Source organism: Flintibacter muris (genome assembly GCF_943192995.1).
Taxonomy (GTDB): domain Bacteria; phylum Bacillota; class Clostridia; order Oscillospirales; family Oscillospiraceae; genus Lawsonibacter; species Lawsonibacter muris.
The window spans coordinates 205,750-221,842 of the sequence record NZ_CALPCP010000001.1; the positions used below are offsets into that span (position 1 = coordinate 205,750).

At 56.7% G+C, this 16,093-nt stretch carries 16 protein-coding genes, 1 tRNA gene and 2 pseudogenes; 5 read left to right on the forward strand and 14 right to left on the reverse strand.

Annotated elements, in window-relative coordinates; all coding sequences use genetic code 11:
* Positions 1-178: 178 nt before the first annotated feature.
* The 8 genes and pseudogenes from NFS22_RS01195 to NFS22_RS01230 form a co-directional block, all read right to left on the reverse strand.
* A pseudogene (locus NFS22_RS01195) lies at positions 179-991 on the reverse strand (relaxase/mobilization nuclease domain-containing protein); the annotation flags it as partial.
* Positions 992-1,147: 156 nt separating this feature from the next.
* The gene (locus NFS22_RS01200; RefSeq protein WP_251315929.1) at positions 1,148-1,819 is read right to left on the reverse strand and encodes a response regulator transcription factor; all 672 of its coding nucleotides are present in this window, start codon (positions 1,817-1,819) and stop codon (positions 1,148-1,150) included.
* A gap of 308 nt (positions 1,820-2,127) precedes the next feature.
* Entirely contained in the window at positions 2,128-2,496 is a 369-nt protein-coding gene (locus NFS22_RS01205; protein WP_251315930.1) for a hypothetical protein, read from the reverse strand.
* 400 nt (positions 2,497-2,896) lie between these two features.
* Positions 2,897-3,286, reverse strand: a complete 390-nt coding sequence (locus NFS22_RS01210; RefSeq protein WP_251315931.1) for an SLOG family protein — start codon at positions 3,284-3,286, stop codon at positions 2,897-2,899.
* Positions 3,287-3,293: 7 nt separating this feature from the next.
* Positions 3,294-4,046 (reverse strand): phosphoadenosine phosphosulfate reductase, encoded by a 753-nt coding sequence (locus NFS22_RS01215; protein WP_251315932.1) that lies wholly within the window; start codon positions 4,044-4,046, stop codon positions 3,294-3,296.
* A gap of 2 nt (positions 4,047-4,048) precedes the next feature.
* A complete protein-coding gene (locus NFS22_RS01220) occupies positions 4,049-4,498 on the reverse strand; it encodes a hypothetical protein (RefSeq protein ID WP_251315933.1) in 450 nt (149 codons plus the stop codon).
* Positions 4,476-5,042, reverse strand: coding sequence for a DUF3991 domain-containing protein (locus tag NFS22_RS01225; protein WP_251315934.1), 567 nt, complete (start codon positions 5,040-5,042; stop codon positions 4,476-4,478). Before NFS22_RS01225 ends, NFS22_RS01220 begins: the two co-directional genes overlap by 23 nt.
* Positions 5,043-5,199: 157 nt before the next feature.
* Complete coding sequence (locus NFS22_RS01230; protein ID WP_251315935.1) at positions 5,200-5,658, reverse strand: translation initiation factor 2; 459 nt, start codon at positions 5,656-5,658, stop codon at positions 5,200-5,202.
* 639 nt (positions 5,659-6,297) lie between these two features.
* On the opposite strand from NFS22_RS01230, the gene NFS22_RS01235 reads away from it, so the two are divergent.
* The 4 genes from NFS22_RS01235 to NFS22_RS01250 all read left to right on the forward strand — a co-directional run bounded on the left by NFS22_RS01235 (position 6,298) and on the right by NFS22_RS01250 (position 11,242).
* Positions 6,298-6,813 carry a hypothetical protein gene (locus tag NFS22_RS01235; RefSeq protein WP_251315936.1) on the forward strand — a complete coding sequence of 172 codons (516 nt, stop codon included), beginning with the start codon at positions 6,298-6,300 and terminating at the stop codon, positions 6,811-6,813.
* Positions 6,814-6,973: 160 nt separating this feature from the next.
* The gene (locus NFS22_RS01240; protein ID WP_251315937.1) at positions 6,974-7,435 is read left to right on the forward strand and encodes a MarR family winged helix-turn-helix transcriptional regulator; all 462 of its coding nucleotides are present in this window, start codon (positions 6,974-6,976) and stop codon (positions 7,433-7,435) included.
* Positions 7,436-7,442: 7 nt separating this feature from the next.
* Complete coding sequence (locus NFS22_RS01245; RefSeq protein ID WP_251315938.1) at positions 7,443-9,176, forward strand: ABC transporter ATP-binding protein; 1,734 nt, start codon at positions 7,443-7,445, stop codon at positions 9,174-9,176.
* Positions 9,176-11,242, forward strand: a complete 2,067-nt coding sequence (locus NFS22_RS01250; protein WP_251315939.1) for an ABC transporter ATP-binding protein — start codon at positions 9,176-9,178, stop codon at positions 11,240-11,242. The genes NFS22_RS01245 and NFS22_RS01250 overlap by 1 nt, the downstream gene beginning before the upstream one ends.
* A gap of 149 nt (positions 11,243-11,391) precedes the next feature.
* Here NFS22_RS01250 and NFS22_RS01255 read toward each other — a convergent pair whose 3' ends face one another.
* The 3 genes from NFS22_RS01255 to NFS22_RS01265 form a co-directional block, all read right to left on the reverse strand.
* A complete protein-coding gene (locus tag NFS22_RS01255; RefSeq protein ID WP_251315940.1) occupies positions 11,392-11,874 on the reverse strand; it encodes a hypothetical protein in 483 nt (160 codons plus the stop codon).
* Between the two features lie 160 nt (positions 11,875-12,034).
* Complete coding sequence (locus NFS22_RS01260) at positions 12,035-12,790, reverse strand: DUF3021 domain-containing protein (RefSeq protein WP_251315941.1); 756 nt, start codon at positions 12,788-12,790, stop codon at positions 12,035-12,037.
* Positions 12,777-13,244 (reverse strand): LytTR family DNA-binding domain-containing protein, encoded by a 468-nt coding sequence (locus NFS22_RS01265; protein ID WP_251315942.1) that lies wholly within the window; start codon positions 13,242-13,244, stop codon positions 12,777-12,779. Before NFS22_RS01265 ends, NFS22_RS01260 begins: the two co-directional genes overlap by 14 nt.
* Positions 13,245-13,588: 344 nt before the next feature.
* Between NFS22_RS01265 and NFS22_RS01270 the strand changes: the two genes are divergently transcribed.
* A tRNA-Arg gene (locus tag NFS22_RS01270) sits at positions 13,589-13,665 on the forward strand.
* 105 nt (positions 13,666-13,770) lie between these two features.
* Here the strand turns inward: NFS22_RS01270 and NFS22_RS01275 are convergent.
* From NFS22_RS01275 to NFS22_RS01285, 3 genes and pseudogenes are all read right to left on the reverse strand, one after another.
* A pseudogene (locus tag NFS22_RS01275) lies at positions 13,771-14,088 on the reverse strand (C40 family peptidase); the annotation flags it as partial.
* Between the two features lie 155 nt (positions 14,089-14,243).
* Positions 14,244-14,738, reverse strand: coding sequence for a hypothetical protein (locus NFS22_RS01280; protein WP_251315943.1), 495 nt, complete (start codon positions 14,736-14,738; stop codon positions 14,244-14,246).
* Between the two features lie 335 nt (positions 14,739-15,073).
* Positions 15,074-16,003: a siderophore ABC transporter substrate-binding protein gene (locus NFS22_RS01285; RefSeq protein WP_420908818.1), complete on the reverse strand. Its 930-nt coding sequence runs from the start codon at positions 16,001-16,003 to the stop codon at positions 15,074-15,076.
* Positions 16,004-16,093 lie beyond the last annotated feature (90 nt).

Genomic DNA, 16,093 nt, shown 5'->3' on the forward strand with positions numbered 1-16,093 from the left:
TTGCGCCATGTAGAGGAATCGCACAAAACGGCAAGCAGGGCAGGTGTGCCCACACCTGCTATTTTCTTGTGCCGCTGGCCCTGCGAAAATGCTTGTTGGGGAGCTCCCCAAACCCGCAGGACTTCGGGACAAAGTGTCCCAAAGTCCCGGCGCTTACGCTTATTGTCTGCGGCCCGGGCTACCGCTCCGGGGCCTTATTTTCCCGCCCGTCCGTGTGGCCGAGCAGATGGTCAATGTTCGCCTTGACCGCCACGGCCTGCCGCATATCCGCCTGGGCCTTGCGGTACTTTGCATAAAAGGCCTTTTTCTTTTCCGCCAACTCCTGGCGGGTCTTTTTCATATCCGCTATTTTGGGAAGTTTCTCCCCGTTTAAGAGTTTGTTCAATGCCGCTTTCGCCGCCCGGTAGCTGGCAAGCTCCGCCTCGTGCTCCGCAAGATATTTTTTACTGTACCGGGCCGCCTTATAGCCATCAAATACAGGCCGGGTCTTGGCATAGTCTACCGTGGCCGCCATAAGCCCGGATGTCTTTTCGAGGGCCGCCTCCATTTCCTGCAGTTTCCCGGCCAGAGCGTGAAAGTGCTCCACCGCCGCCTCGGTGCTGGCCGCCATAGACTCATAGTCTGTAAGGCCATGCTCCCGCAGATACTGGAGGGCGGCGGCCATCTGTTTTAGATTGTAAACCTTGGCCCACCGTTCATAAGCCGGGCCCTTGCCCTCGGCCATGCGCTGTTGAATATCAATAATGAGATTAACCCGCCGGACAGGAGCCGGGGCCTCGTCCGCAAGTTCCGGGATGGGCCGCTCCCCGGCAATCACCGCCCGGATGTCCTCGGGATCAAAGCCGTCCCCAAGGGTGGATGCCCGCAGGCGGGTGGGCTTATCCTGCCCGGGGGCAAGGAACGAAATCACACCGCCCCGGCCATGCTTTACCGTAAATCCAGACTCCTCCATCAGCCGCAGGAACTCCGCAAAGTCGGCGGGCTTTTGCTGCGCTCTCAATATTTTCCTTGTAGAACACAATTCCCATGCTCCGCTGCATCTCAATTAGGAACAGCTCCAGACAGCAGGTAGCCACAAAGGAGATCAGCAGAAAAAATGGGATGCAGTTCCAGACCGGACGGAGCAGGAGAAGAATTCGGCCTTTCCTCATTTCAACACCGCCTTATAGCCCAGTCCCCGCACGGTGACGATCTCAAAGGCGTCACAGTCTGAAAATTTGTCCCGCAGCTTGGCCATATACACATCCACAGCCCTGGGTGCGGTGGATGTCTCTACATCCCAGAATTCGTCCATAAGCTGCGTGCGGGTGAAAGCCTTTTTCGGATAGGAAAGTAGCTTATAAAGGATGTTGAACTCCCGGTGGGTCAGAGGAACCTCTGTACCATCCAGATAAGCTGTGCGCTCATCCGCATCCAATACCAGACCGCCTGCCTCCAGCCTGTGGCTGCTGGCGATCCTGGCCCGCCGCAGCAGCGCCCCGATCCGGAGAAACAATTCATCCAAGTGGATGGGTTTCACCATATAATCGTCAATGCCCGCTCGGTAGCCTCGCTGCTTGGAGGCGAAATCGTCCCGCGCCGTCATGAACAGGATGGGGACATTGGCTTCCAGCTCCCGCACGGTCTGGGCAAATTCAAAGCCGTCAACGCCGGGCATCATGATATCGGAAATAATCAAGTCAAAGGCCGCGGCATACATGGCGTCATAGGCATCGGTGGCGTTCAGGCAGCCGGCCGCCTCATAGCCGCTCTGATTCAGGAACGTGCAGACCGACCGGTTAAGCTCCTTGTCGTCCTCAACCACCAATATTTTGAACATAAGCGTTCCTCCACAAGCTGTTTTGCCTATTATAGCACAGAAATGTTAAAGTTTTGTTTGCGTTTTACTCATTTATAAAAATTTATCAAAAATCTGACCTGCGCCAAGGGGAATGGCGCAGGTCAGACCAACTGCTCATCAGGACTTTTCTATCGTTTTGACAGCTTCACCTTGGCCGCCTCCATAGGTATGCTTAATCATTTCCCCGAAAATGGGTAACCGCTGTAATGATGGCGGCAGTGGCAGCAAGAACAGCACTGGTAGCTACGGCGGCAATAAATGCTTTTTTCATGGAAACCCCTCCTTCGTTATTTCAGACCTTTGCAGACAGGAATGAGACACAACAGCAGAACGATGCCAACGATACCCACGGCAATGCCAGGGATCATGATGTTCCAGACCATAGTCATGCACATTCCAACGCCGAACACGATTGTGGAAAAAACGCCGAACAGCGTAGCTGCGATGGTTTTGCCACTGAATACGATAGCGGGCTTGCCGTCCATTTTGCGGCGGACGAGCAGCATAGCCAGCAGTACCACCAGCCCAATGGCCCCCGTCACAACCCCCTGGGTCATGGCGTTCCACTCCGGCAGGAGGACCATGCACATCCCCAGGGCAAACAGGATACCGCCGACCACGCTCATAATCAGGGTTACAAAGTCTTTTTTATTCATAGTTAAGAATCCTCCAAAATGTCTGATTTCAAGTGGTATTTCACTTGTTGACTATATTGTACAATCTGATTGTTTTTGTAAAGTTTGAAAATTGTTTGAGAAATATTAAAATTGTTCCGCCTTTGAAGTAGGAGATTTCCGATAACGTAGGCCAGCAGGGCATCGGAATATCGAAAACGATATTCCAATGCAGCTTGTTGGGGGTCTCGCCTGTCGGCTTGGTCGGCACTTCTGAGCGCCTGCGGCCCTCAGAGGTCGCCACTGGCGACCTGCGCCCCCAAGCCCCGGACCGACCGCAAAGCGGTCAGTCGAACACTCCTGACGGTGCGGCTTTCCACTTCCTTCGGTCGCTCGTTCCCGCACATCCGCGCAGGAAGAACGGGGCGCAACTGCGCCCCCGTCAGGAGTGTGCCGGTCCCGGCACAATATCACCGTGGGAGATCAGCCGGGTAATAGGATCGATCACGATGATCTCCCGGCCCATCTTCCGCGCGTATCGCATGGTTGCTGCCGTTCCGCCGCGCCGTTCTCCGTTGTAGACGGCCAGCAGAGCGGCGGCGTGGTCTACCAGAAAGCGGTTACGCTCCAGCATACAATTTCTGTGGTAAGCCCTGCTGACGTAGACAATAGAATCTGCCCGGCCCAGGATAGAATGATAGAGGTCCTGCGATGAAGCTGACCATCTCCTTTCGCGCTGTTGGCACAGCCACAACGATACCCAAACCAGAGAGAGAAAGCCATTCACGATACCCAACAAAAATCCGCTGTCAATCCCCAGCAATACCAACAATCCCCGGCTATGCCGCCTGCCTGAGAGCCGCTATGCCGTCCTCCTGCCGGAACATGGAGTCAATGTCGGAGAACTTCTGGGTGCGGTTGAATTTCTCTGTTGCTTTATTGGGGATAGCCTGGAGCGCCAGCATCCTGGCCCACAGGTCCGGGTGGTAGTCGTAGAGGTGGCGCAGCTCCGGCAGCTTTGCGTTGGGGCAGAACCAGCACCCGCCCCGGTCGGTGAATTCGTAGACAGGAGAAAGCAGCCCCGCGTCCTCGCAGAGCTGCCATGCGTCCTGTTCCCTGAAATTATATTTTGCCAGCAGGGATACCTGCCTGCCGCCCTCCAGACGGAGCAGCCGTTCATGCTCATCTTTGGCGATGCCGATATACTGGACCGTCCCAGGCGGCAGGGTTTTCTGATACCGCTGGATGGGCCGGACCTTGCAGTCCCGCTGGACGGCGCACTTCCCACACAGAGGGAAGGAGCGTACCATGCCCTTTTTCGGGCCGCGGGTCACCCGCCCGGTGAACAGCTCCACATAGGTCTTTTCCGAGCGGAGAACGATTATTTTTACCCCCATCCGCTCCAATGCAGGAATAGCGGTGTTGTAGATGAAGTCCCGATGCTCCGGCACCTCGCCGGAAATGTCCTTGTCGAACATCACTTCGCAGTAGACCGCCTCATCCAAAGGTTCACCATGCTCTTTCACTAACAAAATGGTAGCCAGCGAATCTTTCCCGAATGAGCATGAGGCGATAAACTTGGGCCGCTCCACTGTCACCGCTCCTGTCTGGGCGCTTTCTTCTTGGAAGCGGTCTTTTGGCCAGACTTATCCTTTGCCGGAGGCTGCTTCTGTGCCTTGTCCTTTGGACCGAAGATCGCATCCTCCAGACGATCCAGCCACGTCATGTCCGCTTCCTCAGCCTTACATTCGATTTTCCTGATCTTGCAGCCAAACTCCTCCAGCGCCTCCTGAACACACTGTACACTGTAGGTGGAGAAGCTCTCCGCTTCAGCCTCGTTTTCGTCATGGCAGTGAAAGGTATATTCCAGATGCACCATACGGCCATTAAAGCGGAAATTGAGATCGCTGGAGACATAGCCGCTGCCCAAGGTATTGTCCTTCTCATAGACTTCCTTAACGTGCTGCACAAACTGCTTCTGCACATCCGGGAGCAGCAGCATATTGAATTCGCCAGAACCGTCAAAGTCGAGACGGAAACTCACTTTTGTCGCTGCCCACCGCGTCCCCCTTGAAGCCGGGGCCGTTCAGGTCGTAGGTGCCGCGCTTGCTGGCGAACACCGGCTTGCCGCCGCTGTCCCGGCCCACGAAGACGCAGTTGTGATGCAGGCTGTCCTCATACAGCAGGCCGGAGTCGATAAAGCCACGGATGACCTGGGCGGCGATGCCTCTCTTTTGAAGATAGGCGAACACCCGCCGCTGGTCCCCGTTGGCGATGGGCAGGGCGAAAACGGGCTTTTCCTCCTGCTGCGCAGGCTTGGGGCGCGGGGCGGGGGAGTCCCTGGAACGCTTGCCGTTGAACTCCAGCAGGTAGTTCACCGCCTCCCGGAAGTCCTTGCCGCAGAACTCCTGCAGGAACGTGATGGCGTCCCCGCCCGTGCCGTTGGAGTAACGCTTCCAGGTGCGGCGGTCCTTGATGCGGAGGCTGTCCATCTCCCTGGTGGTGTGGTAGCGACTGCCCAGGCGGCGGACGGTGTAGCCCAGGTGTTCCAGCAGGTCCGGCAGGTCTGTCCCCTTGGCGGTCTCCATTTCCTCGTCCGTGAAGCGGAAGGCTGGGGTTGCGCTTTGTCTCGTGGTGGTTCACCTCCTTCTGGCGAAACGAAAAGAAGCCCCCAGAGCATCCCGATTCAGGATGCTCTGGGGGCTTCTCATCTGCTGTTTGGTTGTCACGGCCTCACACGGCCCACTACGCGCTCAACGCGGCGGGGTCGTCCTCCTCCTGGGGCTGGGTGCCGCTGCCCTCTGGGTGGGCCTCACAGGGGCCGGCACCGGCGTCCTCGCTGGGCTGTTCCTCCATCTCAGGCGCAGGGCTGTCCTCTGCGGCCTGCCGCTCTGCCTCGTCCAGCGCCGCCTCCACCAGCCCCAGCACGAACTCCCGCTGGGTCAGCTTCCGGCCTGTGCGCCGGGTCTCGCGCTCCAGGTGCGCCTTGATCCGCTGGAAAAGGGTTTCCGGGATCTGGAATGCCATCGTTCGGGTGTTGTTAGCCATAGTCGTTTTACCTCCGTTTTCCTTCATTTCGTAGTATTCGATGAGCAGGTTGGTGATGTACTGCGCGGTGGTCAGGCCAGATTCCTCTCTGGCCTCCGAGATTTTTTGATGCAATTCTAAGCTGATCTGGGCGCAGAGGTTCTTTTTTTGCTCCATACTGCTGTTCTCCTTTCCACTGATTGCAACGCAAGTATTCCTTTGCGCTCGTCTGCATTTTACAGACGGGCGCATTTTGTATTTTCTCAAAAGTTTTTTTGAGAAATTTCCCGAAACCAACGTCCAATTTTAATTTTTATGGTTTGAGGGTTTACGAAAGGGGACATCAGAAAAAATCACCCGCTTTCGCGGCTGCGAAAGGAGGTGAGAACATGAACGAACCTAATGCTTATCAAAAGTATAATAGACCCAGCGAATTATCTCCGGTAATCAACGAAGCGTTTGGGCAAAGGCCCGCATGACTAACGTTATCGGCAGCATATTGGCTTCCATCCGTTGAGTTAAATGATGGGCTAACTTGAACAGCCAATGCCGGAAACGCAGTCATATCAAGGGATTGAGGGGCCAAAGGCGCAAAAAATACGGCCTCAAAGCGGCCCGCCGCGCGCCCCAGTTCTCCAAGCGCTGATTTTTCATCAAAGCCCTGGGACCACAGAGGTTCCAGGGTTTTCCTTTTACCAGGAAAAACGTTTTTGTGGAGTATTCCAGGTTGCAAATTTTCTAAAAAGGAGTATACTGTTTACAAAGATGGTTTCCGCTGTGTACAGCAGGAGCAGATAAAGAAAGCTGGTGAGCAAAATGGCAGAATTACAGGAAGAGGTCCTGGCCGGGCAGACACAGGAGGCGTCCGCTGAACCGGAGCAGGCGCCGGAACAAACGCCGGAGCAGGTACCAGAGGAAAAACCGGCTGAACCTGAAAAGCCCCCCAAAGAAAAGGGACGGTTGCTCCTTCCTGTTCTGACCATCCTTCTGGTGGCCACCGGCATTAGCGAAGCGGCTTTTTGGGCTTTAATGGGGATCAACTCCTACCGGACCAGCCTGGCCCAGCAGCAATATGAGCAGCGGCTGGCCGAGGCTGAGGCGGAGCGGAAGGCGCAGGGCATCACCGGAGCCAGTGCCTACGGCCCCGCCTTTAAGGTGGAAAACGGAACTGTAACCTGGCGGTGGGAGGATGAGATTCCCGCCTTTGGCACCGGCGGGACCGGTTCGGCCCAGGGGACGGCGGGAGAAAAACGGCTTTCACAGTTGTACGTACCAGAGATCAACTATGTACTGGCGGATCAGTCTGATGTAACGGACACCCCCGAACAATAGCAATAGCTTCAAGCAGCTGCCTGGCCAGGCGGCTGCTTGCTTTCTGTAAACAATTTTTGAACCTTCCAAAAAGCCCTTGACATTTACTTTCGGTCTGCTAAAATAGTCAACACGTTAATCGTTAACAGGTTAACTATTTTCTTGAAAGGAGGTTTTCCTCGTGGAAGATACATTTCACGAGATGGAACTGCTGTCCCGCCGGTTGAACCACGCCCACCGCGCGGCGGTCCAGTGGGAGCTGAACGCCGCCGGTCTCAGTGAAGTCAATCACCCCATGCTGCTCACCATTCTGGAGAGCGGACGTGAGGATGGGGACCAGCCGTGCCATGCCCAGCGGGAGCTGGCCGATCTGCTTCACATCTCCCCTGCCGCGGTTGCCAATTCTCTCAAATCACTGGAGAAAAGCGGCTACATCCGCCGGGAACCGGGCCAGCGGGATGCCCGCCGCAACCGGGTCAGCCTCACCGAAAAGGGAGCTCAGGCGGTATCCGGCTGCCGGGAGGCATTCCAGCGGGTGGCTGTCCGAATGCTGTCCGATTTTTCTGAGGAGGAATATCAGCAGCTGGCCCAATTCCAGCGGCGGATGCTGAACAATCTCCTCCATTTCCAACCAAAGGAGTGATTTTACCTTGCTTTCCCTGTTCCTGACCCACTTGGAGGGTTATAAAAAGGATGCGGTCAAATCCCCCATCCTCATCATCCTGGAGGTTATCTGTGAACTGCTCCTCCCCCTGGTCATGGCGGAGATTGTAGACGTGGCCATCCCCTCCGGGGACACGGGCTATATCTTCGCTTTGGGCGCGACGATGCTGGTGCTGGCCGCCATCTCCATGACCTGCGGCGTGCTGGCCGCCAAATACGCCGCCTACGCCAGCCAGGGCTTTGGCGGCAACCTGCGCCAGTGCCTGTTTGACAAGGTGCAGGAATTTTCCTTTGCCGATATCGACCGTTTCTCCTCCGCCTCCCTCATTACCCGCATGACCAACGACGTCAACGCCATGACCATGATGCTGGCCATGGGCCTGCGGATGCTGGTCCGGGCTCCGGTGATGCTCATTGCCGCTTTGGGTGTCAGTCTCTACCTCAACGCCCGGCTGGCTGTGGTGCTGCTGGTCATCATCCCTGTAATGGTGCTGGCTATCGCCCTTCTGATGAAAATATGCACCAGGCTCTTTGAGCTGATGCAGAGGAAAATTGACGGGCTGAACAATGTGCTCCAGGAAAATCTGGTGGCTATCCGGGCAGTAAAAGCCTTTGTCCGGGAGGACCATGAGCGGAAGAAATTTAACCGCTCCAGCGACGAGCTGATGATGGCCGGCCTCAAGGTGGGTATGCGGGTAATTGCTATGATGCCCCTGATGATGCTGTGTATGAATGGAGCCACCCTGGCTGTGCTCTACTTCGGCGGGCGAATGGTCATGGGGGCCACTTTCGACTTGGGCGATTTAAACGCCTTCCTCTCCTACATCATGCAGGTATTGATGAGCGTGATGATGGTGGCCATGTCTCTGCTCCAGCTGTCCCGGGCTCAGGCCTGCGCCCGGCGCATCAATGAGGTGCTGGACGCGGTCCCATCGGTCCAGGATAAGCCAGAGACAGCCTCCCTCCCAGCCCCCAAGGGCCGGGTGGAGTTCCGGGACGTCTCCTTTAAATACGCCGCCAGCGGCTCCGGAGACGACGTGCTGTCCCACATCAGCTTCTCGGTGGAGCCGGGGCAGTTTGTAGCTATTGTGGGGGGCACCGGCACCGGCAAGTCCTCCCTGGTCAACCTGATCCCCCGGTTTTACGATGTCACTGGCGGCTCCGTCTTGGTGGACGGGGTGGACGTGCGGGACTACCCACTGGAGGAGCTGCGGGGGAGGATTGGCATGGTGCTCCAGACCAACGTGCTGTTCACCGGCACCATTCGGGAGAATCTGCTGTGGGGCCGCCCCGACGCCACCGAGGAGGAGATCATCCAGGCCGCCAAGGACGCCCAGGCCTACGACTTCATCATGGGCCTGCCTGAGGGCTTTGACACCCAGCTGACCCAGGGAGGCACCAACGTCTCCGGTGGGCAGAAGCAGCGGCTGTGCATTGCCCGGGCCATGCTGCGCAAGCCGGCCATCCTCATTCTGGACGACTCCACCTCAGCCGTGGACTCGGCCACCGAGGCGGCCATTCGGGAGTCCTTCCACAAAAATTTGAAGGACACCACCGTAATCATCATCGCCCAGCGCATCTCCTCGGTGCAGTATGCCGACGAGATCCTCATTCTGGATGACGACCATATCGCCGGACGGGGCACCCATGACCAGCTGCTGGCCGGCAACAGAATTTATCAGGAAATTTATCAATCTCAGCAAGAGGGGGTGGGCGGATAATGCCAGGACCTAATCAGGCCTTCAAGGCCGGGCCAGTCAAGCCCAAAAACATGAAAAAAACCATTGTCCGTCTGATAGGCTACCTCACCCGGAGCAAACTGCCGCTATTGTTTGTGCTGCTCTGCCTGATGGTATCTGTCGCCACCAACCTGGGCGGGTCGTACATGATGCGGCCCATCATCAACAACTTTATCTGGTCGGGCTGCACCGACTTCGCCGGGCTGGCCCTGTCCATTCTCAAGCTGGCAGGGGTCTACGTGCTGGGCTGCTTTGCCACCTATGGCCAGTCCGCCGCTATGGTCCGCCTGGCGGAGAAAGGGGTCAACCGCCTGCGCAAGGACCTGTTCGATCAGATGCAAAAGCTGCCCCTCTCCTACTTTGACCAGCACCCCCACGGCGAGCTGATGAGCCGCTTTACCAACGACGCCGATAACGTTCAGCTGGCCCTCCAGCAGAGTGTGGTCTCCCTGCTGTCCAGCTGTCTGATGTTTGTTGGGCTGGTGGCTCTGATGCTGTTTATCAACTGGAAGCTGTTTCTGGTCACCGCTGTGGTGCTGGCCCTTACCATGACGCTGTTTAAAAAACTGGGCGGCCGCAGCCGCCGGTTCTACCAGAAACAGCAGAAGGCCCTGGGCGCCGTCAACGGTGAAATCCAGGAGGTGATTGAGGGCTTGAAGGTGGTCAAAGCCTTCACCCATGAAGAGGAGGCCAGGGAGAAGTTCCGGAACCTGAACAACACCTACCGGGACGCCGCCCAGAAGGCCAACTTCTATTCCACCATGATTATGCCTATGGCGGGCAATCTGATGAATATCAGCTACGCCCTCACCGCCGCCTTTGGCGGATTGCTGTCCGTCCTCCAGGGCTTCGACCTGGGAGGACTGGCCATCTACCTCAACTACTCCAAACAGGTGGGCCAGCCGCTGAACCAGATCTCTCAGCAGATGACCACCCTTCTGTCCGCCATGGCGGGAGCGGAGCGCATCTTTGAGGTGATGGACACCGCCGCCGAGGTCAACCAGGGTTCTGTCACCCTGGTAGCCGTGGAGAAGGACGCCAACGGCACCCTGTCCCCCTTCACCGGCACCGGCCGGCCCCGCACCTGGGCCTGGAAGACCCCCCGTGGCAACGGTATGGAGCTGGTCCCCGTCTTTGTGGGCGAGGACGAAACCCTTACCGAGATCACTGACCCTGAGTCTGTCCCCGACCCGGCCATGCTGGCCGACCACGGCTGGGCCTGGAAGTACCCGGGTCTCGACGGAGCGGTGGGCCTGCACCTCATTCGGGGCACCGTCCGCAGCGTCCCCGGGGAGGACTTTTACCTCACTGAGCTGAGGGGCGCGGTGAGGTTCAGCCATGTGGACTTCTCCTATGTCCCGGGAAAACGGATTTTGAAGGATGTGTCGGTCTATGCCGACCCGGGCCAGAAGATCGCCTTTGTGGGCTCCACCGGCGCGGGCAAGACCACCATCACCAACCTGATTAACCGGTTCTACGAGATTGAAGGCGGCATGATTACCTACGACGGCATCAATGTTACCGCCATCCGCAAGGACGACCTGCGCCGGTCTTTAGGGGCAGTCCTCCAGGACACCCACCTGTTCACCGGCACCATCATGGACAACATCCGCTACGGCCGGCTGGACGCCACCGATGAGGAGTGCATCGCCGCCGCCCAGAGCGCCAACGCCCACTCCTTTATCCGCCGCCTCCCTGACGGCTACCAGACTATGGTAACCGGCGACGGGGCCAATCTGTCCCAGGGCCAAAGGCAGCTGCTGGCCATAGCCCGTGCCGCCGTGGCCGACCCGCCGGTGATGATTCTGGACGAGGCCACCTCCTCCATTGATACCCGGACCGAAGCTCTGATCCAGCAGGGCATGGACGCCCTTATGGAGGGCCGGACAGTGTTTGTCATCGCCCACCGCCTGTCCACCGTGCGCAATTCAAACTGCATTGTGGTCATTGAGCATGGCGAAATCGAGGAAAAGGGCAGCCACAAGGAGCTTTTGGAGGAAAAAGGCCGGTACTACCGGCTCTATACTGGACAGTTCCAGCTGTCTTAAACACATAGGCCCCCCGCCTGAGGGTAAGGCTTTATAAAGAAGTTGAGGGCAAGACAGACCACAGCGGCCTGCCTTGCCCTTTTATACTGTATAACCCACTATGACACTTTCGGGGAAAGTGCCTGTGGGGGAGAGCAATAAACTGGGAATTACTTTGCGAAATACCGATTATATTCTCTAAATAACAGAGTTCTTCGTTTGTTACTCTGCCTGTTATACAAGTCATGAAATTTATTAACTACCGACACGCTGCAAAGTCCTTTGTTCACTAAGAATTCATACTTTTTTTGCGAAAAAGGATATTCCATAACCACCCATTTAGCGTCCTCATTATTTTTAATAACGACTTCGCCCCAATAAACAGACATCATGCTTTCAAATTCTTCTTGTGTCAATCCCACCTGACCAAACGATTGCTTTTCATATAAATCAAAATACCATTTTTCTAAATTTTTTAGGCTTTCAATCGTATAGTCAAGAAAAAACGCAGATGTTTGGATACTGATCGCTTTTAATCTGTTTAGCAAATTGTCTTTATATGAAATAAAATAATTTTCGGCTTCAGATTTATTACTAAATTCTCTTAAAGTTTCCCCGTATTTAACTGCTATGTTTAAGCTGTATTTAGACATCTTATTCATATCCCTTCTGCAACAACATGACCTGTATTGTAAACAAGCCCCGATTTGCCGATGCGTTCATTATAAAGCAACACCCTCTGAAAAGCAACTTCTTTCCAGAGGGTGTTGGCTTCTTTACGGGAGCCGTCCCGACGGCGGGGGCCTTTTGATTTTATTGTGCCTTCGGCACCGCCCGGCGGTACATCCAGCCCAGCACGTTGCCGGCCAGGGCGGGGACGGCCACCATGAAACAGTGAAACAGGGCAGTGTAGTTGAACAGCAGATAGACCATGGGCAGATAGCACACAAAGCAGGCCACCGGGTACAGCGGGCACACTCCCTGCCGCTTGCCCAGGGACAGTCCGGAGGAAAACCCCGCCACGGGCAGCAGCAGATAGGGCAGAATCAGCCCAGACAAAACGGGCACATCCGGCGCGTCCAGCCAGCGCAGAACCAGGGGCAGGCCGTCGCACAGCAGCAGGACAAAGGGCAGATAGGGCAGCGTCTCCCGCCACTTTAGCGGTGACGGTCCAGGCTCCAGCCCCAGCAGAGTCCGCAGCTGTACCACCTCCATATACCAGCCGATCCACCGCCCCAGCCAGATCAGAGCATACAGCAGGGCCAGAATCCCCTCCCACAGCAGCAGATCCTGCCACCACCAGCCGCAGTACTGGGCCACCAGCAGCAGAAACAGCACAGAGGTGACGAGAAAGTGGGCTCCGGAGCGCAGCAGCAGAGACCTGCTGTCGTCGGCAAAAGGCAGGGTGGCCACCCCTGCGGACGCCCCCAGGCCTGCGCACAGCAGGCACACCACTGGAGTCACCAGCCGGGTATTCATCAAATAGGGGTACAAAATCAGCGCAGCCAGCAGGCCAGCCGCCCCCCCAATCAAAATCCGGACCAGCAGAGCTCGCTCATCCTTTTTCATGGCGGTTCCTCCTCCCCAAATTCAGCGTTTCCTTGATCTTCTTCACATATCGCCGGGACACATAGGCCTTCACCGTCCCATCCAGGGTCATACAGATGGTGCCCGCCAGCGACAGGTCCACCGCAGTGACCCGATTCAGGTTGATGATTTCCCCGTTGGAGATGCGGACAAACCGGGTGGCGTCCAGCTGTTCCTCCAGCTCGTAAAGCCGCAGACGGACAGAGTATGACTCCTTCGCCGTTTGGGCGGACACCCCTTTGCCGTCGGTATAGAATCGGAGGAAATCCCCTTGGGGCAGAAGCAGCTTTTCCTCTCCCCGAATCACCGGGATGGGCCCCAGAGCCAGCCGGGACAGGCTTTCCGCCAGCCGGCGAAGCTCCTCGTTCTCCTCCCCGGTCAGGATGACTGCCTTGGGCTCCCTTCGCCCTGGCTCAATCCTGATCTCTACCTCCATGGCTTCTCCCTCCTCTCTGAAGTCACAGTATAGCTGTTTTTCTCTCTCCTGTCTATCGATTTGAGACAGTCGGTTATTTTTTCAGGATAGCCGGTCGTTTTACCGTTGACAGACGAAAGTATTTGGGCTAAAATAACAGAAGTATTCGCCCTGATAGCTCACTTGGATAGAGCGTCCGCCGCCTAAAGTGTGCGCAGTTCGTCCGCCAGTGGCACCAAAAATTCCATATGCGTCCGTAGCTCAGCAGGATAGAGTGTCCGCCTCCTAAGTAGGGAACAGAGCGCCCCACTCCGGGGACACAGGCGTACCGTTCCGAGTTCGATTTCAGTCCGGCAATTTCATAGGCCCGCGTAGCTCAGATGGATAGAGCGACCGCCTCCTAAGCGGTAGGCCAGAGGTTCGAATCCTCCCGCGGGTGCCATTAGTAGCACAAAATCTTCGGAAAACCCGAAGATTTTGTGCTTTTTCTATAACCTTTTGGAAAGTGAAGGAAAACGCTATATCTCTTACCTAAAAGGTGGGCGCTTTATGGTAAACGCCCGTAGGCGTAGAAATGAGACTGCCAGTAGCTTGTATTCAAATTTGCGTAGCCAATGGGATCTCCACAGTGGAGCATCCGCCCGTCCCCTACATAAATCCCACAGTGGCTCACGCCCGGCGTGTTATAGGTGCCTTTGAAAAACACAAGGTCGCCGGGCCTGGGGGAGCCCACCGGGGTACAGATGTTGTAAAGCCCCTGTGCCCCCAGACGGCCCACATTCCAGCCCGAGTGGTTGATGACCCAGGACACAAAGCCGGAGCAGTCAAAGGAAGTGGCCGGGCTGGAGCCTCCCCACACATAGGTAAGTTTTTTGCTTTCATTCAGCACCGCTCCTCTGGCTTATCAATATTAGAAAGTTGAGCCATATAGGTCATGGCTGCTATGGTAAAGCAGCATCAAAGCCGCAAGACAAAAAGCAAAGATTTTTTTTATGATAGATTACCTCCTGTGTCAGTTATTCAGTTGATGATCGTAATGTCCGCTGTACCGGCGATGATAGATGCGATGGTCTTGACCACGTCCGCCCGCTCGATCTGCTGGGCTGTCAGCTGGAAGTGCAGCCCACCCGACTCCCACTCAGCATTGATCACTTCCACCGTTCCAACCGGCTCGCATGGACAGATACTCACGCCCAAAGTGACCGCTATGCCGTCAATATCCGTGGCCTGGCGCTCCTGCTCAGGAAGAACGTAGTCCCATTGAGGGAGTGCTCCGATCCGGGAGGCCGACAGACACAGGCCTTTGACGGCGTTGGTATTCTCATACAGTTCCAGTGTGCCGTCCTCATAGTAGCCAGAATAGAAACCAAGGTTGGCAATATCGCTGACCACCGTGCCATCTGCCGCTGTTATCTGCTCTGCGGTATCGTTCCATTTTGCTGGAGACAGCCCATCCGGGAGCCAGGGCGGTGTAAGCCCCCGCTGGTAATAGTCTGCATACGCCTGCCTGTTCAACGGGGTAATGGTGTAAACATCCGGGTCATACCATATATCCTCCTGCGGGCCTATTGCATCGTTGAAGTAGACCTACCCTATATCTACAGTCACTTCCTCCGGGACGAACTCAGGCGGCTGGCTGATGTCAGGGGGCTCAACAACTGGTCCGGGCGGCGTGGGCCCAACGGGGCTGCGCGTATAGAACACCGTAGCGGCAACGACCAGCACCGCGAAGCAGGCTGCCATAGCGCCAGGGCAGAACATAGTCGCTGTGGAAGCCCAAAACAAAAGAGGGATCAGCGCAAATTATACGCTGATCCCTTTTTTCGATTTTATCCGATTGGCAGTACGTTTCAGCTCAGTGCGCTCTCCAAATCCTCCAGCATGATGCCCAGAGAGGTGATACCGCCCTCAGCCAGATACCAGATGCCCGGGTTTTCTAAAATAACCATATTGCCGTTCTTGTAAGCGTCGGTCTTCATAATCAGCTCGTTCTCCATGATCTCCTGCGCCATCTGAGCGCCGTTGGTGCCAATGGCGGAGTCCCGGTCCATGACAAAGATGTAGTCGGGATTCAGCGCGACAATCGCTTCAAACGAAACCTCGTTGCCGTGGGTGGGGGTGCTGCCAGAGCTGGAGCTGTCCGCGCTGCTGCTGCCGTGGCCGCCGCTGCGCTCACTGCTGCTGTCCCCGTTGGAGCTGTCGCCGCTGCCGTGACCGCCGCTGCGTCCGCTTCTGCTGCCGGTTGTCGCGGCGTCCGCGCCGATATTATCAAAGCCAATCTCGTTGACAATCAGGGAACAGCGGCCATCGTTGCCCAGCAGGTTGAAGCTGCCGCTGGTGCTCATGCCCAGGACGCAGGTTTTGCCGCTGGCAAAGGCGGACAGCGCCTCAATGCGGGTGTCGTACTGGGCCAGGAGGGCATCCACCTGCTCTCCCTCGCCGAAGATCTCGCCGATGGTCTTGGCGTTGGCCCGGATGGCCTCCACCAGGCCGTCGTCGGAAACGGTGGTCAGGCGCAGCACGGGGGCAATCTCACCCAGGGAGTCTATGTACTCCGCCATGCGGCCGCCCATCAGAATCAGGTCTGGGTCACAGGCCATGATGGCCTCCAGGTCGGGGGTTTTGACGGTGCCTACAATGGGGACAGCGTCATTGTAGGACTGGAGGTAGGGCAGGGTGATGGAGGGAGCGCCCACAACACAGCCGCCCAGGCCTAGGTTGTCCAGAATATCCAGGTTGGCCAGGTCCAGCACCACGACCCGCTGGGGCTTATAGGGCACCTCGACCGCGATATTCTCTCCCGCCGCGTCCCGCCCGGTGACGGTGACCGTGCCGGCGTCAGTGCTGCCGGAAGCGGAGCTGGAATTGGC

Excerpts from the sequence above, each read along its gene's own strand:
- NFS22_RS01260 (WP_251315941.1), bottom strand. The coding sequence starts at position 12,790 with ATGAAAAAGGATGAGCGAGCTCTGCTGGTCCGGATTTTGATTGGGGGG.
- NFS22_RS01255 (WP_251315940.1), bottom strand. The coding sequence starts at position 11,874 with ATGTCTAAATACAGCTTAAACATAGCAGTTAAATACGGGGAAACTTTA.
- NFS22_RS01250 (WP_251315939.1), top strand. The coding sequence starts at position 9,176 with ATGCCAGGACCTAATCAGGCCTTCAAGGCCGGGCCAGTCAAGCCCAAA.
- NFS22_RS01225 (WP_251315934.1), bottom strand. The coding sequence starts at position 5,042 with ATGGAGACCGCCAAGGGGACAGACCTGCCGGACCTGCTGGAACACCTG.
- NFS22_RS01205 (WP_251315930.1), bottom strand. The coding sequence starts at position 2,496 with ATGAATAAAAAAGACTTTGTAACCCTGATTATGAGCGTGGTCGGCGGT.
- NFS22_RS01265 (WP_251315942.1), bottom strand. The coding sequence starts at position 13,244 with ATGGAGGTAGAGATCAGGATTGAGCCAGGGCGAAGGGAGCCCAAGGCA.
- NFS22_RS01200 (WP_251315929.1), bottom strand. The coding sequence starts at position 1,819 with ATGTTCAAAATATTGGTGGTTGAGGACGACAAGGAGCTTAACCGGTCG.
- NFS22_RS01230 (WP_251315935.1), bottom strand. The coding sequence starts at position 5,658 with ATGGAGCAAAAAAAGAACCTCTGCGCCCAGATCAGCTTAGAATTGCAT.
- NFS22_RS01235 (WP_251315936.1), top strand. The coding sequence starts at position 6,298 with ATGGCAGAATTACAGGAAGAGGTCCTGGCCGGGCAGACACAGGAGGCG.